The sequence below is a fragment of the Sphingobacterium sp. xlx-130 genome (assembly GCF_011007405.1).
Classification (GTDB): Bacteria; Bacteroidota; Bacteroidia; order Sphingobacteriales; family Sphingobacteriaceae; genus Sphingobacterium; species Sphingobacterium luzhongxinii.
In genome coordinates, this window is record NZ_WFKN01000008.1 from 55,602 (window position 1) to 72,928 (window position 17,327).

The 17,327-nt window shown below is 39.1% G+C and carries 9 protein-coding genes; all 9 read left to right on the forward strand.

The genetic code is table 11. The features are described 5' to 3' along the window. Window positions 1-248 precede the first annotated feature (248 nt). The 9 genes from G7B18_RS14240 to G7B18_RS14280 all read left to right on the forward strand — a co-directional run bounded on the left by G7B18_RS14240 (window position 249) and on the right by G7B18_RS14280 (window position 17,324). Window positions 249-1,499, forward strand: a complete 1,251-nt coding sequence (locus G7B18_RS14240; RefSeq protein ID WP_205600331.1) for an exo-beta-N-acetylmuramidase NamZ domain-containing protein — start codon at window positions 249-251, stop codon at window positions 1,497-1,499. An 86-nt stretch (window positions 1,500-1,585) separates the two neighbouring features. Beyond that, window positions 1,586-4,654, forward strand: a complete 3,069-nt coding sequence (locus G7B18_RS14245; RefSeq protein ID WP_164123202.1) for a SusC/RagA family TonB-linked outer membrane protein — start codon at window positions 1,586-1,588, stop codon at window positions 4,652-4,654. 12 nt (window positions 4,655-4,666) lie between these two features. Next, a complete protein-coding gene (locus tag G7B18_RS14250) occupies window positions 4,667-6,190 on the forward strand; it encodes a SusD/RagB family nutrient-binding outer membrane lipoprotein (RefSeq protein WP_164123204.1) in 1,524 nt (507 codons plus the stop codon). Between the two features lie 9 nt (window positions 6,191-6,199). Then, on the forward strand, window positions 6,200-6,982 hold the full coding sequence (locus tag G7B18_RS14255; protein ID WP_164123206.1) for a hypothetical protein: 783 nt from the start codon (window positions 6,200-6,202) through the stop codon (window positions 6,980-6,982). Between the two features lie 2 nt (window positions 6,983-6,984). Beyond that, on the forward strand, window positions 6,985-8,556 hold the full coding sequence (locus tag G7B18_RS14260; RefSeq protein ID WP_205601721.1) for a PKD domain-containing protein: 1,572 nt from the start codon (window positions 6,985-6,987) through the stop codon (window positions 8,554-8,556). A gap of 135 nt (window positions 8,557-8,691) precedes the next feature. After that, complete coding sequence (locus G7B18_RS14265; protein WP_164123210.1) at window positions 8,692-9,711, forward strand: glycosyl hydrolase family 18 protein; 1,020 nt, start codon at window positions 8,692-8,694, stop codon at window positions 9,709-9,711. A gap of 336 nt (window positions 9,712-10,047) precedes the next feature. Continuing rightward, entirely contained in the window at window positions 10,048-13,503 is a 3,456-nt protein-coding gene (locus tag G7B18_RS14270; protein ID WP_205600332.1) for a SusC/RagA family TonB-linked outer membrane protein, read from the forward strand. A 10-nt stretch (window positions 13,504-13,513) separates the two neighbouring features. After that, window positions 13,514-15,382: a RagB/SusD family nutrient uptake outer membrane protein gene (locus G7B18_RS14275; RefSeq protein WP_164123214.1), complete on the forward strand. Its 1,869-nt coding sequence runs from the start codon at window positions 13,514-13,516 to the stop codon at window positions 15,380-15,382. A 103-nt stretch (window positions 15,383-15,485) separates the two neighbouring features. Continuing rightward, the gene (locus G7B18_RS14280) at window positions 15,486-17,324 is read left to right on the forward strand and encodes a PQQ-binding-like beta-propeller repeat protein (protein WP_164123216.1); all 1,839 of its coding nucleotides are present in this window, start codon (window positions 15,486-15,488) and stop codon (window positions 17,322-17,324) included. Window positions 17,325-17,327: the final 3 nt, after the last annotated feature.

The window sequence follows — 17,327 nt, forward strand, 5'->3', positions numbered from 1 at the left end:
AAGTGTATGTAGTACACTATGTGTCTTTGCTTGCAAAACGGATAAATCGGTTTAACATTATTTAACGCTACAAATAATAGCTTTCTCGTTGCTTCACACTCTCTTTCTTATTTTTCTGCTTTGTGCGTTTTTTGTTTTTCAAAACGCTGTAAATTGTTTGTTTGTGCTTAATGCATGCTGTATTGTGCGTTTTTTGTTTTATTTTTAGCGAAGTAATCTGAATTTTTGATAAATAACGCAAGTTGTAGATGAATAGATCTTTAGTTATAAGGTTTTTACCTATGGTATTCTTGACGCTGCTTAGTTCAGTGTTGTTTTCTTGTAATGCGCAGAATCAAACCAAGAAGTCGGGTGATTCAAGAACAGTGGAAGACTCCAGTGCCAGTAATAACATTTTGCCTGCGGCAGATCAACTGACAGCTTACTTACCCTTGTTGAACGGTAAAAAGGTTGGCCTTATGGGCAATCAAACTTCTATTGTGGGAGCAGCAAAAGAACACCTCGTAGACGTATTGTTACGTGAGAAGGTGGATCTCAAATTTGGCTTTGCTCCAGAGCATGGATTCCGTGGTGATATTGAACGTGGTGAAAAAGTAAGTAATGATAAGGACTCGAAGACTGGTCTTCCGTTATATACGCTATATGGAGGGAATGAAAAGCAGGATTCTATCGTAGAGTCTGTAGATGTCATGATTTTCGATTTGCAGGATGTAGGAGCTCGCTTTTATACGTATATAACTTCATTACATCGTGTGATGGAATTGTGTGCTAAACATAATAAGGAACTCATTATATTGGATCGACCCAATCCTTGTGGTGATCAGGTGGACGGGCCTGTGCGTAAGGATGATAAATTTAAGTCTAATGTATCCTACCATAAGATAGCAATGGTACATGGTCTTACTGTAGGTGAACTCGCTAATATGATCAACGGTGAGAAATGGCTCGAACAGGGACGTCAATGTAAGGTGACTGTTATCCCTGTGAAAAACTGGGATCATTCCAAGATGTATGATCTACCTGTAATTCCTTCGCCATCTTTGCCTAATCACTTGTCGGTACGATTATACGCCTCTTTATGCTTGTTTGAGGGGACAGAAATATCGGTAGGTCGTGGTACCGAGTGGCCGTTTCAGGTGGTAGGTTATGATAACCCTGTGTATGGCGATTTTAAATATACACCAGGTGAAAAAGCAGGTATGGTAAAGCACGTAGAAGGTAAAGGTAAAACTATGTATGGTCTTGATCTGCGTGGATTGGATGCAGACAAGCAAACATTCACCCTGAAGTATGTGTTAGATTTTTACAACAAGATGTCCGATAAGTCGAAGTTCTTCACAAGAGCAGAGTTCTTTGATAAACTTGCGGGTACGGATGATTTGCGGAAGCAGATTATAGCGGGCAAAACAGAAGATGAAATAAAAGCTTCCTGGCAACAGGAATTGACCGAATATAAGGAGATGCGTAAGAAGTATCTGCTATACAAAGATTTTGAATAAGGTTATGGGATTAGGTCTGCTTTTTAAAAAGTAGGCCTTCCTAGATTATGAATTACGTAAACAAGTTTATTTTATATATGCTAAATATGAGAAATACTTTACTATTCTCTCTTGCATTAGGGTTGGCGGTGACGACAGTAGAAGCGAAAGTATCTAAGCTGTCAAATGCATCCAATCTTGCTGCAGCAACGGCCTACTCGTCCAATAGGTTCGTACAAAATACAGTAACGGGTACTGTCTCTGATGCAAATGGACCGATGCCGGGAGTAACTGTATCGGTAGTAGGAGTACCAGGATCGACTCGAACTAATGCTAATGGTCAATTTAAGATTAGTGCAGCATTAGGATCTACTTTACGTTTTTCTAGTGTAGGGTATCTTTCTCAGGACCTCAAGGTTGTAGGGAATACCCTTAACGTAGAATTGAAAGAGGAAGATAATGCCTTGGAGGAGGTCGTGGTTACTGCGCTGGGTATTGAAAGGTCAAAGAAAAACTTGACGTACTCGGTGCAGAAGGTTTCTGGTGATGAACTAAGACAGTCTAATCAAGGTAACATTGTAAATGCACTACAAGGACAGGTTGCCGGTGCACAGATTTCCTCTTCAGGTGGATCGCCAGGTTTGCCATCGGAAATTATTTTACGTGGTTCTACTTCTTTATCAGGAGATAATCAACCGTTAGTTATTATTGATGGTATAAGAGTAAGCAATGAATCAACTAATGGTTCTGTGAATAGATTAGCCGATTTTAATCCGGATGATATCGAAGATATTTCTATCTTGAAAGGAGCTGCAGCGGCAGCACTTTATGGTATTGATGCTGCTTCTGGTGCAATCATCATTACCACCAAAAAGGGTAAATCTGGCTCAATGCAGATTAATGGTGGATATAAAGCTTTTGTTGAAACCATGGGAAGACTTCCTAAGCAACAGTCGATTTATACATTGGGAACCGGGGGTGTTTATGATGAAACTTCCGGTAGTTCATGGGGTAGGAAATTTCGTTCTGACGAAAAGATATATAATAACTTAGAACGCTTTTTTGATACTGGGGTTACTCATGATGTAAACTTCAATGTCAACGGTGGTGCAGAGAAATTTAACTATTATATGTCTGGAAATTATAGAGATCAAGGATCTATGATTCCTAATACCAGCTCTGACAAAATTTCAGTCTTAGTTAAAGGTTCTTCTAAATTAAGATCCAATCTTGACGTTTCAGCTTCATTAAATTATATCAACAACAACATAACTGAAGGTTTAGTCGGCGGTAGTTCGGGTGGTTGGATTAATAGTATACTAACCTATCCGTTGGCATATGATATTCTTGATTATAGATTTGATAATGGATTGCCAAAATATGCGTATGTAGAGGAAGGTGACGAAGATGAAGCAAAGATTTCACCTATGTGGGCCACTATGATGAATCCAAGAAATACAGCTACTCAACGGACTGTTGTGAATGGAAATGTTGTTTATAAACCATTAGACTGGATTAATCTTTCTTATAGATTAGGTCAAGATTTTTATAATCAAGATTATGATTATCATGTCACAGAAGGCACCCCAGGTACATACTTTAATGGCTATTTGTCTGAAACGATTGGTAATTATAAGAACACGACTTCAATCTTTAATGCTTCTTTCGATCGATCATTCCTGGACGATTTTAGAGCAACCTTGTTATTAGGAACTACGCAAGAATATTATGAAGCAGATTCTAAAAGTCAGACAGGTCAGGGTTTTTTGAATCCGGGTATTTATTCGTTCAACAATATCGCAGCTGAAAATATTTATACAACAGATAACTTGCGTAAGCGTAGGAGATATGCGGTATATGGTGATTTCAAGATTGAATATAAGAATTTGCTAACGCTAGGTGTAACTGGTAGAAATGACTGGTCTTCCACATTGCCAATAAACGTTCGTTCATTTTATTCGCCTTCATACTCAGGTAGTTTTACATTCTCAGAATTGTTTGAAAATAAAAGAAGTTGGTATGGTAAATTAAGAGCAAGCTATGCAAAAGTAGGTAAGGATGCACCTATATATGCGACCAACACTAACTTAGTTAAATATAATGGGCTGGGAGGTGGATATGTTGTAAACTCTACGGGTGGAAATCCATATTTAAAGCCAGAGACAACTACAGAATTCGAGGTTGGTACGGAATTAAGAGTTTTGAAGAATAGATTATCAATAGATTTTTCTTATTATCATAAAAAATCTGTTGATCAGATTATTACTGCACGTGTTCCATTGCCTACGGGATTTGTGATTCAAACTTTCAATGCAGGTAGCTTAGAAAATAAAGGTTTTGAATTGTCTTTAACAGGTTCGCCTATTAAAAGAGAAAATTTTGAATGGTCTTCAACAGTAAATGCTTGGAAAAATACTTCTAAGATGTTAGAGTTTCCAGGACATATTACTACGTTCCCTTACACAAATGTACAGTTGAATGCAGGTAAGGCAGCTTCAGTGTTAGGTGAGCCAGTGTTGGGTATTGTCGGGACTGATTATAAACGTACAGAAGAAGGTTACGTAATCGTTGATAATAATGGTTATCCGGTAATCGATGATAACGAAAGGTATATTGGTAACCGTGAGCCTGAATTTAATATTGGATGGAGTAATAAGTTTAAATACAGTGATTTCACCTTGGCCTTTTTATGGGATTTCCGTTTTGGAGGCGATATCTTGAATGCTTCGAGACAGCGTATGATGTCTTTGGGTACTGCACATGATATCGGAGAATGGAGGGATCGTGAGTTTGTATTTAACGGTGTGGCTCAACAAGCGGATGGTTCTTTTGTTAAAAATGAGAAATCTGTCGTGCTAGATTATAACTTCTTTGCGCGCAACTATTATGCAGTGGGAACTAATTTTGTGGAGAAAGTGAATTGGGCTAGATTGAGATATGTTACATTATCTTATAACTTACCTAGAGCTTTTGCTGATCGTTATAAATTAGGAAATATTTCTCTAGAGCTGTCTGCTCAGAACCCTTTAATCTTTACAAATTACTCTGGAGGCGATCCTGAAGTGAATAGTGCTGGACCCAATGCAGGTGGCTCAGGCGCAAGTTCAATGGGGGTAGATAATGGTTCTATACCGTTACCGAAATCGTACTCATTTGGTATCAATGTTTCATTCTAAAGAAAGATCAGTATGAAAAAATATATAAAAAGTATACTAGCTCTAGTTATTGCTGCAGGTACAACGGTGTCATGTGATGACAAGCTAGATATCAATGTGAATCCAACACAGCCGGTAACTACTCCTTCTAATTTGAGGTTACCTGCCATTATATCGAACACCGCTTATCACTTGTATTCACATGCTAGATTCTCAGCATATCACAGTTATTATATGACGAGCAGAACAGGAAATAGTAATGCAATTATAGATAACTGGAATTATAATAATATTACACGTCAGGGAGCGTGGAGATGGCATTATTTTGATGTTGGGTCAAATATCATGGGGATGATCGACCGAGCAGAGCAGGAAGGATCAAATAACTATTTAGGTGTTGGAAAGATATTATTAGCTTTCTCTTATTTGACAGCTACGGATAGCTTTGGTGATATGCCTTTTACAGAGGCTTATTCAGGATCATATAATCCTGTATATGACAGCCAAGAAAAAGTATATGAAGGAATAGCAACTTTACTTGAGGAGGGGCTTACGGCTTTGGGGCGGGTGTCAAGTGCAGCCGTTAGAATGGATGACAAATCTGATGCTATTTATGGAGGTAATTTGGAACATTGGAAGTCTTTCGGGTTAGCCGTAAAGTCTAGGTTGCAATTGCATACGGCCAATTTTAAGGGGAGTAATCAAGAGACTTTAGCTACCGTGAATGCGGCTTTAGCTAATTATGCTGATGCTATCTTTAAATATCCTAAAGAATCTTCTAATGCTTGGGGAAAAAATCTGTGGGGTGAAAGTGCTGCACAACCGGAGTGGCAATTTGCGGATATCAAGAATATGGTTTCTACGTCTGTTCCTACAGATTTTTTAATTGACGCTTTAACGGTAGATAAAGCTGGTAATGGATATGACCCGCGTCTTAAGGTCCTTACATCTCCTGGTAAAAACAATAAATACTTTGGAGCGAAGCTTTCAGAAGGGTTACGTGATACAGATTTGCCAACAGGGACGACAGCTGATGATTTTCCTAATTTGAATTTAGGGTACTGGACATCAGACAATTCGCCCTATCCATTTATTTTGAAAGAAGAACTGTTTTTTATTAAGTCTGAGTTGCATTTTCATATGAATCAAACTGCCCAAGCGTATGATGCTATGATTGATGGTATTAAGTTGAATATGAGTAGGATGGGGATTCAAGAAGGGGAGATGTTGAACTATTTGAGTTCTGCTAAAGTACCTTCTTCTTCTGCGGATTTAAAGTTAGCAGATATAATGATGCAAAAATGGATTGCATTGTACCTGCAAAGTGAAAGTTGGGTAGACATGCGTAGATATAATTATAGTCAAAACGCATATCCCAATATTTACTACCCAAAAAACGCATTGGCAGAATGGGGCGGTAAATGGATTCAAAGATTTCCATATGATCCGCAGACGGAATATATTTATAACCCACGAGAAATAGCGAGATTAGGGGCAGAGGCAAGAAACTGGTGCTTCACACCAGTGTGGTGGGCTGAAAATTCATCTTTAAAATAATAGTTACGTATGAAAGGTCTTTTAAACAAATATATATATCTATTCTTGATAATCCCTTTTGTTATCAGCTGTGATAAAAATGATCCAATAACAGAATTGGGAGATAGTAATGGACAGTTTTTAGCTAGTCTTTCAGTGTCATACAGTAACAGTAAACCTGCGCTGGGGGATACTGTATTGGTGACAGCGAGCACTTGGCAGCGAGATGATAAAATTTCCAAAGTCGAAATGACAGAGACTGTTGTTGAAAATTTTGGGTTAAACTTCACTTTAACCAAAGGAACCAATATCTCTACTTTTGATGCTGAAAAGAAAATTTCGTTATTGAAATTAACAGATACCATATCTAAGTCTGAACCTTGGTTTGTCGTAAATAATCAAAACAAAGAGTTGGATCAATATTTCATTACTCTCACTAATAACTATGTAATCCGTGCGCGCTACCCATTTAAGCACAAAGACGGGAAATATAAAAATGATGTAAGCGTTTTTAATGAATTGACTAATGATGAATTCGCAGTCATTAAAAGTATATTAGCTTATCAAATTAGTCAGGCGGATTATAAGGCTATATTTCCAACGTCTCCAGCAAGCCATTTTTCAACGGGAACATACGCTTTATCAAATGAAGGAATGGTTTTTTTGAAAGCTAGTCTTACTAAAGAGTTATTAATCCAACATATAGCATCAGTAAAAAAAGCAGGAACATATAGTTCAGAGGTTTTTACGCATGTAACCACCCCTTCTGGAGCTGTTAAGTCATCTAATACTACATTTCAAGTTATTTTATAGGTATGAAATACATCAATTATATTTTTATTGCTTTGATGCTTTTTACAACGATGGGTTGTGAAAAAGATACGGTTTCATATATCGACCCAGCTGGCGAGTTTGCTGCTAATTTTACTTTTCCTGAAGGAGAAATTACAGCACCTGCAAAGGTCGTTTTAACGAATCGTTCCAAATACTCGGACAAATACGAGTGGAAATTTCAAAATGCAAAGCAAATCCTTAAAGATGGGGCTATTATAGAAGCAACTACTTCAGATAAGCTAGTCCCAGATACGTTGTTTTATGAATTACCTGGTACGTATAGCGTAACATTGACGGCTTGGGAAGGCTCTAAATCAGAAGTAGTTACCAAAGAGGTAACTATCAAGAAAATGACACCTAAAATTATTGTGCCTGAGAATATAGGTGTTTACTTGAATGTAACTTTTAGTGCCGAAGCTTTTATCTATCCGGGGCAAGGTTTAACGTATCAGTGGAATTTTGGGGAAGCAGGTACTTCTACTGAGGCTACACCTACTGTTAAATTTGTAACAGAAGGTGAGCATACAGTGACTTTAACAGTAAACGATGGGCAAGAAACATTGACTACAGAAACGAAAATATTTGTATTAGGTGAATTGACCCCTAGTTTATATTTTACCGATATGATCACCAAGAAATTGTATCGTTATGCATTTAAGCAACTTTCAGAGCCTACGCTAGAAGCTTACGAAGTCAACCTTGGTACTCATCCTCTTGCTATGCAAGTGTATAATAGTAGGGTCTATATTGCTAATGCAGGAAATAATTTGACTTTCAGTTCAGCGAGCGCGGACGGTAGGTTATTCTCTGTTGATTTAAAAGGTAATGATGATGTTACTTTGGGTAAAGGTGTCGGGAACTATGCTCAAGATCCATTTAATTTCACAATTGATTCTATCAGTAAAATGCTTTTCTATACCACTAGGAACAATAATGTAAGAGCTATTTCACTTAATTCCAGAGATATCGATTTGCCGGCGACTCAGCGTCTAGGTATTGTAGCTGCTAATGCCGGTGTATCTTCCGTTTTTGGTTGGGTTGATGGAGGAATTCAAATAGTTAATAACCAGTTGTGGTATTCAAAGCAGGCAAATGGCTGGGGATTGTATAAATTCAATATCTCAAGCAATGCTTTTGATAGTAGGATTTCAGCACTAGACAATAGCAGTATTCGTAATTTTATCGTTGATGAAGTAAATAGTAAAATTTACTTTGTATTGAATAACGCTGCAGGTACTCGTTCGGTAGGTTTGTATAAGTGTAATTTTGATGGATCTTCGATTACTTTGGTAGATGATTTATCCGGTTATGCACAAGAGGGTTCAGGGTCTGAAATTGCGACAGTTACTTCAATGGCTCTTGATAAGTCATCTGATGGATATTTGTATTATGCATATAGATCTTCTTCAGATATTAACAATACCGGAAAGATCACAGGAAACGGTATGAACTCAGGGATTAAGAAATATAAACTTAATGGGACAGAGAGCCCTTCGTTCTTAATCAAAGGATTCGTTTCTTATGGTATTGCATTAGATTATGTTAAGAGATAAGCAATCATGCATAGAGGTTTCCGTTTTAGTGCGGTAGCCTCTGCTATAATTTTTAATTATGAAATACTCATGTTTAGCCAAGCACAAACAACCATGAGTATTCCATATGACAGATAAAAAACAGATTATACACATATGAAAAAGATATTATTAAGTATTTTCAGTTTCGCTTTATTTTTTTCCTGCGAAAAAGAAATAATAAAAGTTCCGGATGGTTATGGAGTTTCTGAGCTTAAAAAACCTGAAGGTGATTATGTGGTGGATAACTCTTTTAAACGTGTAGCTTATAGCTGGGGAAATATTGATCCCGTGTTATTTGATACGACCAAGTTAGACTATCTTACACATGTTCATTTCGCGTTTTTATACCCTAAAGAAGATGGCTCTCTAACTGCGTTGTCGAATGAAGTGCGTTTTGAGTCCCTAAATGAACTAGCCATTAGTAAAGGGGTGAAAACAGCAATTTCTTTAGCTGGTGATGAGAATGTTTATCGGACAATAGCTTCAAGTGCTGCAGTTCGTAAGGCTTTTGTGAAAAATGTAGTAGAATTTGCTGTTAGGAACAACCTGTCAGGTATAGACCTGGATTGGGAGTATCCAAGGGCAAACTATGGGAGCGATGTTACGTTTGCATTATTAGTGAAGGAATTATCATTAGAGTTGCATTCTTGGCATAAATATTTAAGTATTGCTGTAACAGCGGGAGTGTTTAACGGTCCTGTAAAGGATGGTATAACAAAAGAAGCGATAGATGCGGTTGATTTTGTTAATTTGATGGCTTATGATGCTATAGGCCGTGACGCACAACAACCCAGTCATCACTCAACTTATGCGATCGCAAATAAGGTTTTGGATGTCTGGCTTCTGGAAAAGAATGTACCTAAAGAAAAGGTTGTTCTTGGGGTGCCTGCTTATGGTTTAGACGTTGCGGACAATCCTAGGACCTATGCAAATCTACTGGCTGCTGGGGCTGATCCTAATGCAGATAGTTTTATAATAGATAAAATTGAGTATTACTATAACGGTATTGCAACTATTAAGGCAAAAACTGAATTGGCAAAGTCAAGAGGTAATGGCGTAATGTTTTGGGAATATAGTCAAGACACCAAGGGGGCAAATTCACTAATCAAGGCTGCTTACGAAGTTTCAAAATAAATTTTCTTAATTAAAATTAAGGGGCCATTTCGATTATCTCGTATCGAAATGGCCTTTTTTATATCCTAATTTTAAGTTTCACAAATTAAGGTCGTATAAAAGTATTTGTGCATTTTTATGACTGTTTGTTCTTGGTGCTGTTACATTGTAAATTAATTCAATCGGTTGTTTTTGCGCTTTTTTACGTGTTTTGTTTTATAAGTTGATGAAAAAAATATAAAATGTTAAAAAATCTTAAATCTATTATTTAACTTAGTATTAGTAACTTATAAATCTGAAATTATGGTATCCAAACTTTTACCAAAACAGCTTGGCTGTAGGAAAAAGTCAATCTTGATGGCGGTAACCATTGGGGTGATTGTGCCTACAGTATCTTTTGCTAGTGGTAGAGAAGAGTCAAAAGTGACTCGTTCCACTGGTGAATCATTTCTTTTTATCAAACAGCAAAAGGTAAGTGGTGTTGTGACGGGCCCAGACGGGCCAATTGCAGGAGCTACAGTATCCGTTGTAGGTACATCCAAATCAACCATGACAGATGCTGATGGACGATTTAGTATCGAGGCCTCTAATGGAGCGACCTTGCGAGTATCTTTCATCGGGCTGACACCTAAGAATGTAATTGTTAACGATGCAACGATGAATGTTGCCCTAGGGACGGAAGATAATGCGCTAGATGAGGTTGTCGTCGTCGGGTATGGTACGCAACGCAGGGGAAATGTAACCGGCGCTGTATCAACTGTTAATGTGAAAGATAACCTGCAAGGGAGAACCGTGGTAGATGTAGGTCGAGCCATTCAAGGTACTACTCCCGGGCTTACTATAACGGTGCCCAGTGGTGAAGTGGGATCCGATCCTGTAATAAAGATTCGTGGAGCGATCTCATCGGTCAATGGTAGTAGTGCTCCTCTAATTTTATTGGATAATGTGGAAATTCCAAGTATACAATACGTGAATCCAGATGATATCGAGTCTATAACGGTGCTGAAAGACGCGGCGGCTTCTTCAATATATGGTGCAAAAGCTTCTACGGGGGTTGTGTTGATTACAACAAAAACTGGCGCTGCGGGCAAAGCAAGTATTAGCTATTCCAATAATTTCTCGTTTCAAAATCTTTACAAGAAATTTGAAATGGGGCAGTTGAATGCTTTAAAATATTCCATAGATGCCTTAGAACGTGTAGGGGGAACAGTATATGGCGCGTTTTACTCGTTGGACAAGCAGAGCTATGAAAAGGCTGTCGAATGGGATAAGAAATATGGCGGAAAATTAGGTCCCAATGATCCGACGGTATATGGTCGGGATTGGTATGTAGATCCAGCATTTCCGACACGTAAATATGGTTTACGTACTTATGATCCTTATGACTATATGATTAGGGAATGGGCGCCAACAAAGACGCATAATTTCTCGTTAGGAGGTACTTCTGGTAATACCAAGTATTCGGCGACATTCGGTGCTGTGGATCAGGATGGTATGATAAAGCCTGGAAACAAGGATAATTTTACAAGATATAATGCTGGTGTTCGAGTATCTTCAGATATTACAGATTATCTTACTATGAGGGCCGGTATGATGTATTCTCGACGGATCAAAAGCTATCCTTATGCCACAAATTCTACTACTGCCGACCCATGGTTGTATATGTATAGGTGGAGTTCATTATATCCAATGGGGTATGACGAGTTAGGTAATCCAATCCGTAGTCCTTGGAGTGAAAATGAATTTGCAAATGAAGCTTCGATGAAACGAAATTACCTGAATGCAAACGTAGGAACGACCATTAAGCTAAAGTCTAATTGGAAGGTTGATGTAGATTATACATATTCAAACGAAGATTATGGTTGGAGGCGAAATGGTACAAAATTTACAGGAGCCAACAGTTGGGTTGCTGGTAGGCAGCGTAAGGACTCCAATGGGAATCCGGTATACGTCAATGCTGATGGTGCGGTTGTAGGAGCTTCTGATCCTGGTGCAATATTAGCCTATGATCTTATCAATGAAACATATACGGCTAATGGTTCTAATCCAGATCATATTTACCAACGTTCCGAAAGTGAATATAAACATACTTTAAATGCTTTTACAACTTATAACCTGATGTTGAATAGTGATCATGACTTTAAGTTTATTCTAGGTTCTAATTTGGTCAGTAGTAATATGTCAAACCATTGGAACCAGCGTACCAATCTGTTAGATATTACAAATCCGCAGTTTAGTTTAGCTACTGGAGAAATGACGGGTGGAGGTGAAGAATTTTGGGAAGCCCAGTTGGGCTATTTTGGACGGATAAACTACGCTTACAAGAATAAGTATCTTTTTGAAGGTAATCTTAGGTACGATGGATCCTCAAAATTCCCAAAAGAACTTAAGTGGCGTTGGTATCCATCGATGTCTGCAGGTTGGGTGGTTACTGAAGAAAGTTTTATGGAGCCATTAAAAGAGTCTTTAAGCTTCCTGAAATTTAGGGGGTCTTGGGGATCTATAGGAAACCAAGGGGTTCGTTCCGATCTATACTTGCCTAATATGGACCCTGTTGAAAGTACGTGGGTTGTAGGGGGAGCTAAAGTGGTGGGTATTCCTTCTCCTGATTTGAGATATCCTGAAGTGTTTTGGGAAGATATTGAGACGTTAGATTTCGGCGCCGATGCCCGTTTCTTGAATAATAAGCTTGGAATTGTATTTGATTGGTATAAAAAATCAACTAAAAATATGTTCGGTCAGTTGAGCGGCGTCACATATACCATTGGTGGTGCTCCGCCGTTGCTGAATACAGGGTCATTGGTCACCAAGGGTTATGAAATCGCAGTAGATTTTAACCATCGTTTCGAGAATGGTTTGGGAATAAACCTGAGAGCAAATTTTGATGATGCTAAATCTCGTGTTTATAATTATACGAGCTCTCGTCTCACGACTTCGAATTATGACGGTAAGGTCTGGGGTGAAATTTGGGGTTATGAAACGGATCGACTGTATCAAATGGATGATTTTGTTCTGGATGCTAATGGTAAAACGCAATTGGTGGATTTGACCACAGCTATGACCAAATATAATACTAGTGGTGGCGGAAAGATGTATCTTTTGAAGGATGGACCGAATGGAGAGAAACCTATTTACCAGTCGCGTTTGGAGAATTCCTCTACATTTAATTTTGGGCCAGGGGACGTGAAATTTAAAGACTTAAATGGGGATGGAGAGATTGATAGTGGAGATGGCACGGTTGATAATCCCGGGGATCGAAAAGTAATTGGAAACTCTACTCCTCGTTTCAATTACGGATTTCGTATAGGAGCCGATTATAAAGGGTTTGATTTTGCGGTGTTTTTCCAGGGAGTTGGTTCCCGGCAAGTTTGGGGGAGTGGATTTTTAGCGCAGCCAGGATGGCACGTTTCTGATGGAGCTATGCCAGCTGCCTTTGTTGATGACTATTGGACACCGGATAATACAGGTGCTTTTTATCCTGCAGCTTATAGCAATGCAGGTACTGCAGATATCAATAATATGCAGGTGCAGTCAAAATATTTGTTGGATATGTCTTATCTCCGGATCAAAAATATGTCTTTAGGTTACACTTTTCCTAAAGAGTGGACACAGAGAGCAAAGCTGACAAACGTACGGATATATACCTCATTAGAGAATTTCTTCACATGGGATAAATTGCGAGGACTTCCGATTGATCCTGAAGAAGTATCTGGATTTTCGATATTTAATGAGACAAATTATAATTCGGGTAGAACAGGTGTAGGAACGCCTACTTTTAAAAGTGCGTCGTTTGGACTTCAGTTAACATTCTAAGTCGGTAATTATGAAAAAGATTTTATATACGATAATAATAGCATCTTCTACACTGTTGAGCTGTGAAAGTTTGCTTGATAGACCGGAATTAAATAAGGTAGTAGATTCAGAATCTACATTCTGGCGTAATGAAAGTGATATTCGGTTATTTGCCAATGATTTCTATACCAATTATTTCGTGGGATATAATTCAGGGTTTGGGACAGCTTATACTCCGCTGACAGGATACAATTTTGCAGATGATTTTACCTCTCAAGGCGCACAAGCAAATCTTTTAGGATCTGTACCTACTGGTGCGGGAGGAACTGCCTTGAGCAATACAACATTGCGAACAACTTCAGTGTTAAGATCTGAACACCCTGGACCGAATTGGAATTTCTATTGGGTGCGTAAAGCGAATGTCCTCTTAAACAGATTGGAAAACTATACTAAGCCTCAAGTTTCTGATGAGGTTTTTAATCACTGGACGGCCGTTGCACGCTTTTTTAGAGGGTACGAGTACGCAAGATTGGTGAGTAATTTTGGCGCAGTACCCTATTACGATACTGATATTGATCTAAACAGCCCAGATATGATGTATAAAAGTCGTGACGAACGTGGAGTTGTGATGGATAAAGTGTATGATGATTTTAAGTTTGTAATGGACAACATGCGCTTGGACGATGGAGTTGGGTTCGTAAATCGATATGCAGCAGCAGCGTTGATTTCAAATCTAATGCTTTTTGAAGGCTCCTGGCAACAGTATCATGGTCTGGATGCGGCACGTGCAAAGAAATACTTGGAATTTGCAAGAGATGCGTCTGAATTTGTTATGAATAGCGGAAAGTGGAACTTTAGTAGTGATTTTAAAAGCTTATTTGCTTCTGAAGATTTAGCCGCGAATAAGGAAGTGATTTTTTTTCGAAGTTACCTTGATGCATTGAAAATTACACATGCAGTAGGCTCGTACAGTAATGGTACTGAATCACAAGCTCGGTCTTCCAATTTAGACTTACTTAAAGATTTTATCTGTACAGACGGCAAGGTATGGCAAAATTCAACAGTTACGAATGCTACAAACTTTAGAATGCAGAACCTGGTGAAATCTAGGGATCCTCGATTTGAGGCTACTTTCATGGATACGATTAATACTGCTGCCTCTGGAACTCTGGCTTATGTGCACAAGTTCGCGGGAAGGGAAGCTTTGGGGTTTATTGGTTCTACTTATCCAGCCAAATGGGGAAGTAATACAAATACCAATGACGCTCCAATTGTCCGATTGGCTGAAGTGGTGTTGAATTGGATCGAAGCCAAGCAGATTCTTGCAGAGAATCATGGGGGGGCTGCCGTTACACAGGGTGATTTGGATAAATCAATCAACGCTATCCGTAATAGACCGCTTGATGCAGCCGCTACGGCCAAAGGTGTTCAAAAGACCGCTCCTTTATTATTAGCCAACCTTCCCAGCGATCCAGAACGAGATGCTGATGTATCTGCCTTGATGTGGGAGATTAGAAGGGAGCGTAGAATGGAATTTGTATTTGAATATGCTCGTATGCAAGATATTCGTCGTTGGAAGAAAATGGACTATCTAAATTTTGTTTCAAATGATTATAAGCGTGGTCCTTGGATAATAGGAAATGTAGATCTTAGAGATAAAGCCAAGCCAGGGAAAATCATTGCAACTTATAAAGATATTCTTCAGGTTGAAAATGCTGCCGGACAAATTGTGACATACAATGGTACAAACGATGCGGCTATGGTTGGGTATTATGTGGTTCGTAATTTTTCCAACAGATTACCTGTACAGCCACGTAATTATCTGGCTCCAATAAGTGAAACTTTGATTCAAGAATATAAGGATATGGGGTATACCTTATCCCAAACTTTAAATTGGTAGGACGTTGTTTTCACAATACAAAAGTATACCGCCCCATAGTGATGACTAGTTTTCATCACTATGGGGGCGGTATTTCTTTAGCAGATTTTAATTTTTACTTTATATGACTTTCAGATTTTTAGCACTTTCCATTTTTTCTTTTTTTGCATTAACATTACTTTCTGCCCAGACTCCTTTCAAATTTGCGCAAGTGACCGATACCCATGTTGGGGGGCATACAGGCGCTGATGACCTGCGGCGTACCGTAGCCGACCTTAATAAACAAATGGGTATAGATTTCGTGATTCTCTCGGGAGATGTTACCGAGTTTGGATCGGATGAGGAACTGGCATTGGCTAAACAAATATTAGATAGTTTGCAGCTCCCGTTATATATTATCCCAGGAAATCATGATAGTAACTGGTCTGAAAGTGGAGCAAATTCCTTTCGCAAAGTTTTTGGTGGAGAGACTTTCTTTTTCGAACATAAGGGTTATCAATTTATGGGTACCACCTCGGGACCAAATATGCGGATGAGCCCCGGACAGATACCTCGTGAAAACTTGGTGTGGGTTGACTCGGTTTTTAAAGCAAATGTAGACCCAAGTAAACCTTTAATTTCAATCAATCATTATCCTTTGGACTCTTCGTTGAATAACTGGTTTGAGCTTACGGACCGCTTACAACAACGGAATGTACAATTGGCTTTGTGTGGTCATGGGCATACCAATAAACTGTACAATTGGGACGATATCCCGGGGGTAATGGCTCGCTCCAATCTTCGGGCCAAAGAGGATGTCGGCGGATATAATATTGTTACGCTTACGGGTGACTCGGTATTTTTTCAGGTACGCAAACCGAATGTTGGTACAGCGGACTATTGGTTGAAATTGCCGCTCCAAAAGGTGGTTTTTAAAAATCAATACGCTCGTCCATCTTACGCTGTGAATACGAATACAAAAGCTAAATTGGTTTGGGAGTATCAGGATCACGGTGATATTGGCGCAGGTATTAGTTCAGATGGCCAGCGTATTTTTACAGCCAATACGGTTGGGGAGGTGTATGCGTTGGATCTTAATAGCGGTAAAAAGATATGGTCATTTAAGACGGGAGGGAAGGTGTATGCTACACCGGAAGTCTATAAAGGTATTGTAGTCGTAGGGTCTACAGATCACCATATCTACGGATTAGATGCCAAAACTGGAATAAAAAAATGGACAGTTCAAGCAAATAAGGCCGTATTAGGAACAGCCTCAATAGCGGAAGGAAATGCTTACCTAGGTGACTCGGAGGGGAAATTTCGTTGCATACGTATATCCGACGGGAAAGTCCTATGGACGTTTAATGAGGTAAAAGGGTACGTATCTACTAAACCAACGATTGCTGATGGTAAGGTCATTTTCGGAAGCTGGCAAAATGGTTTCTATGCGCTGGATCTGAAAACAGGAGCTAAGGTATGGGATTGGAGTAGTGGCGCGACGAACCGGATGTTTTCGGCAGCGGCTTGCTATCCTGTCGTGGCTAATAATAGGGTTTTTATTGTGGCACCGGATCGCTTTATGACTGCGTTGGATTTGAAAACGGGCCAGCAGGTATGGCGAGAGAAGAAGGATGGCGTCAAAGTGCGGGAATCGATGGGATTATCGCCGGATGGTAAGTTCGTTTATGCCAAAACGATGGACGGGGAACTTATCGGTGTTTCGGTCTTTAAAAATAACATGAGTGTAGATTGGAAATCGAAGTTGGATTTGCCCTACGAGCTAACGCCAACAGCGATTTATAGCAGTAAAAAGGCAGTATTTGTCCCTAGTCATTCGGGATTGCTATCGGCAGTGGAACCTAGTTCGGGGCAAGTATTGTGGCAATATAAAATTTCAAATGGAATGATTAATCCACCACTGCTGCTCAAGGATAAAATTGTAGCCAGTACCATGGACGGTAAGATCGTGATGCTAAAGTATTAATGG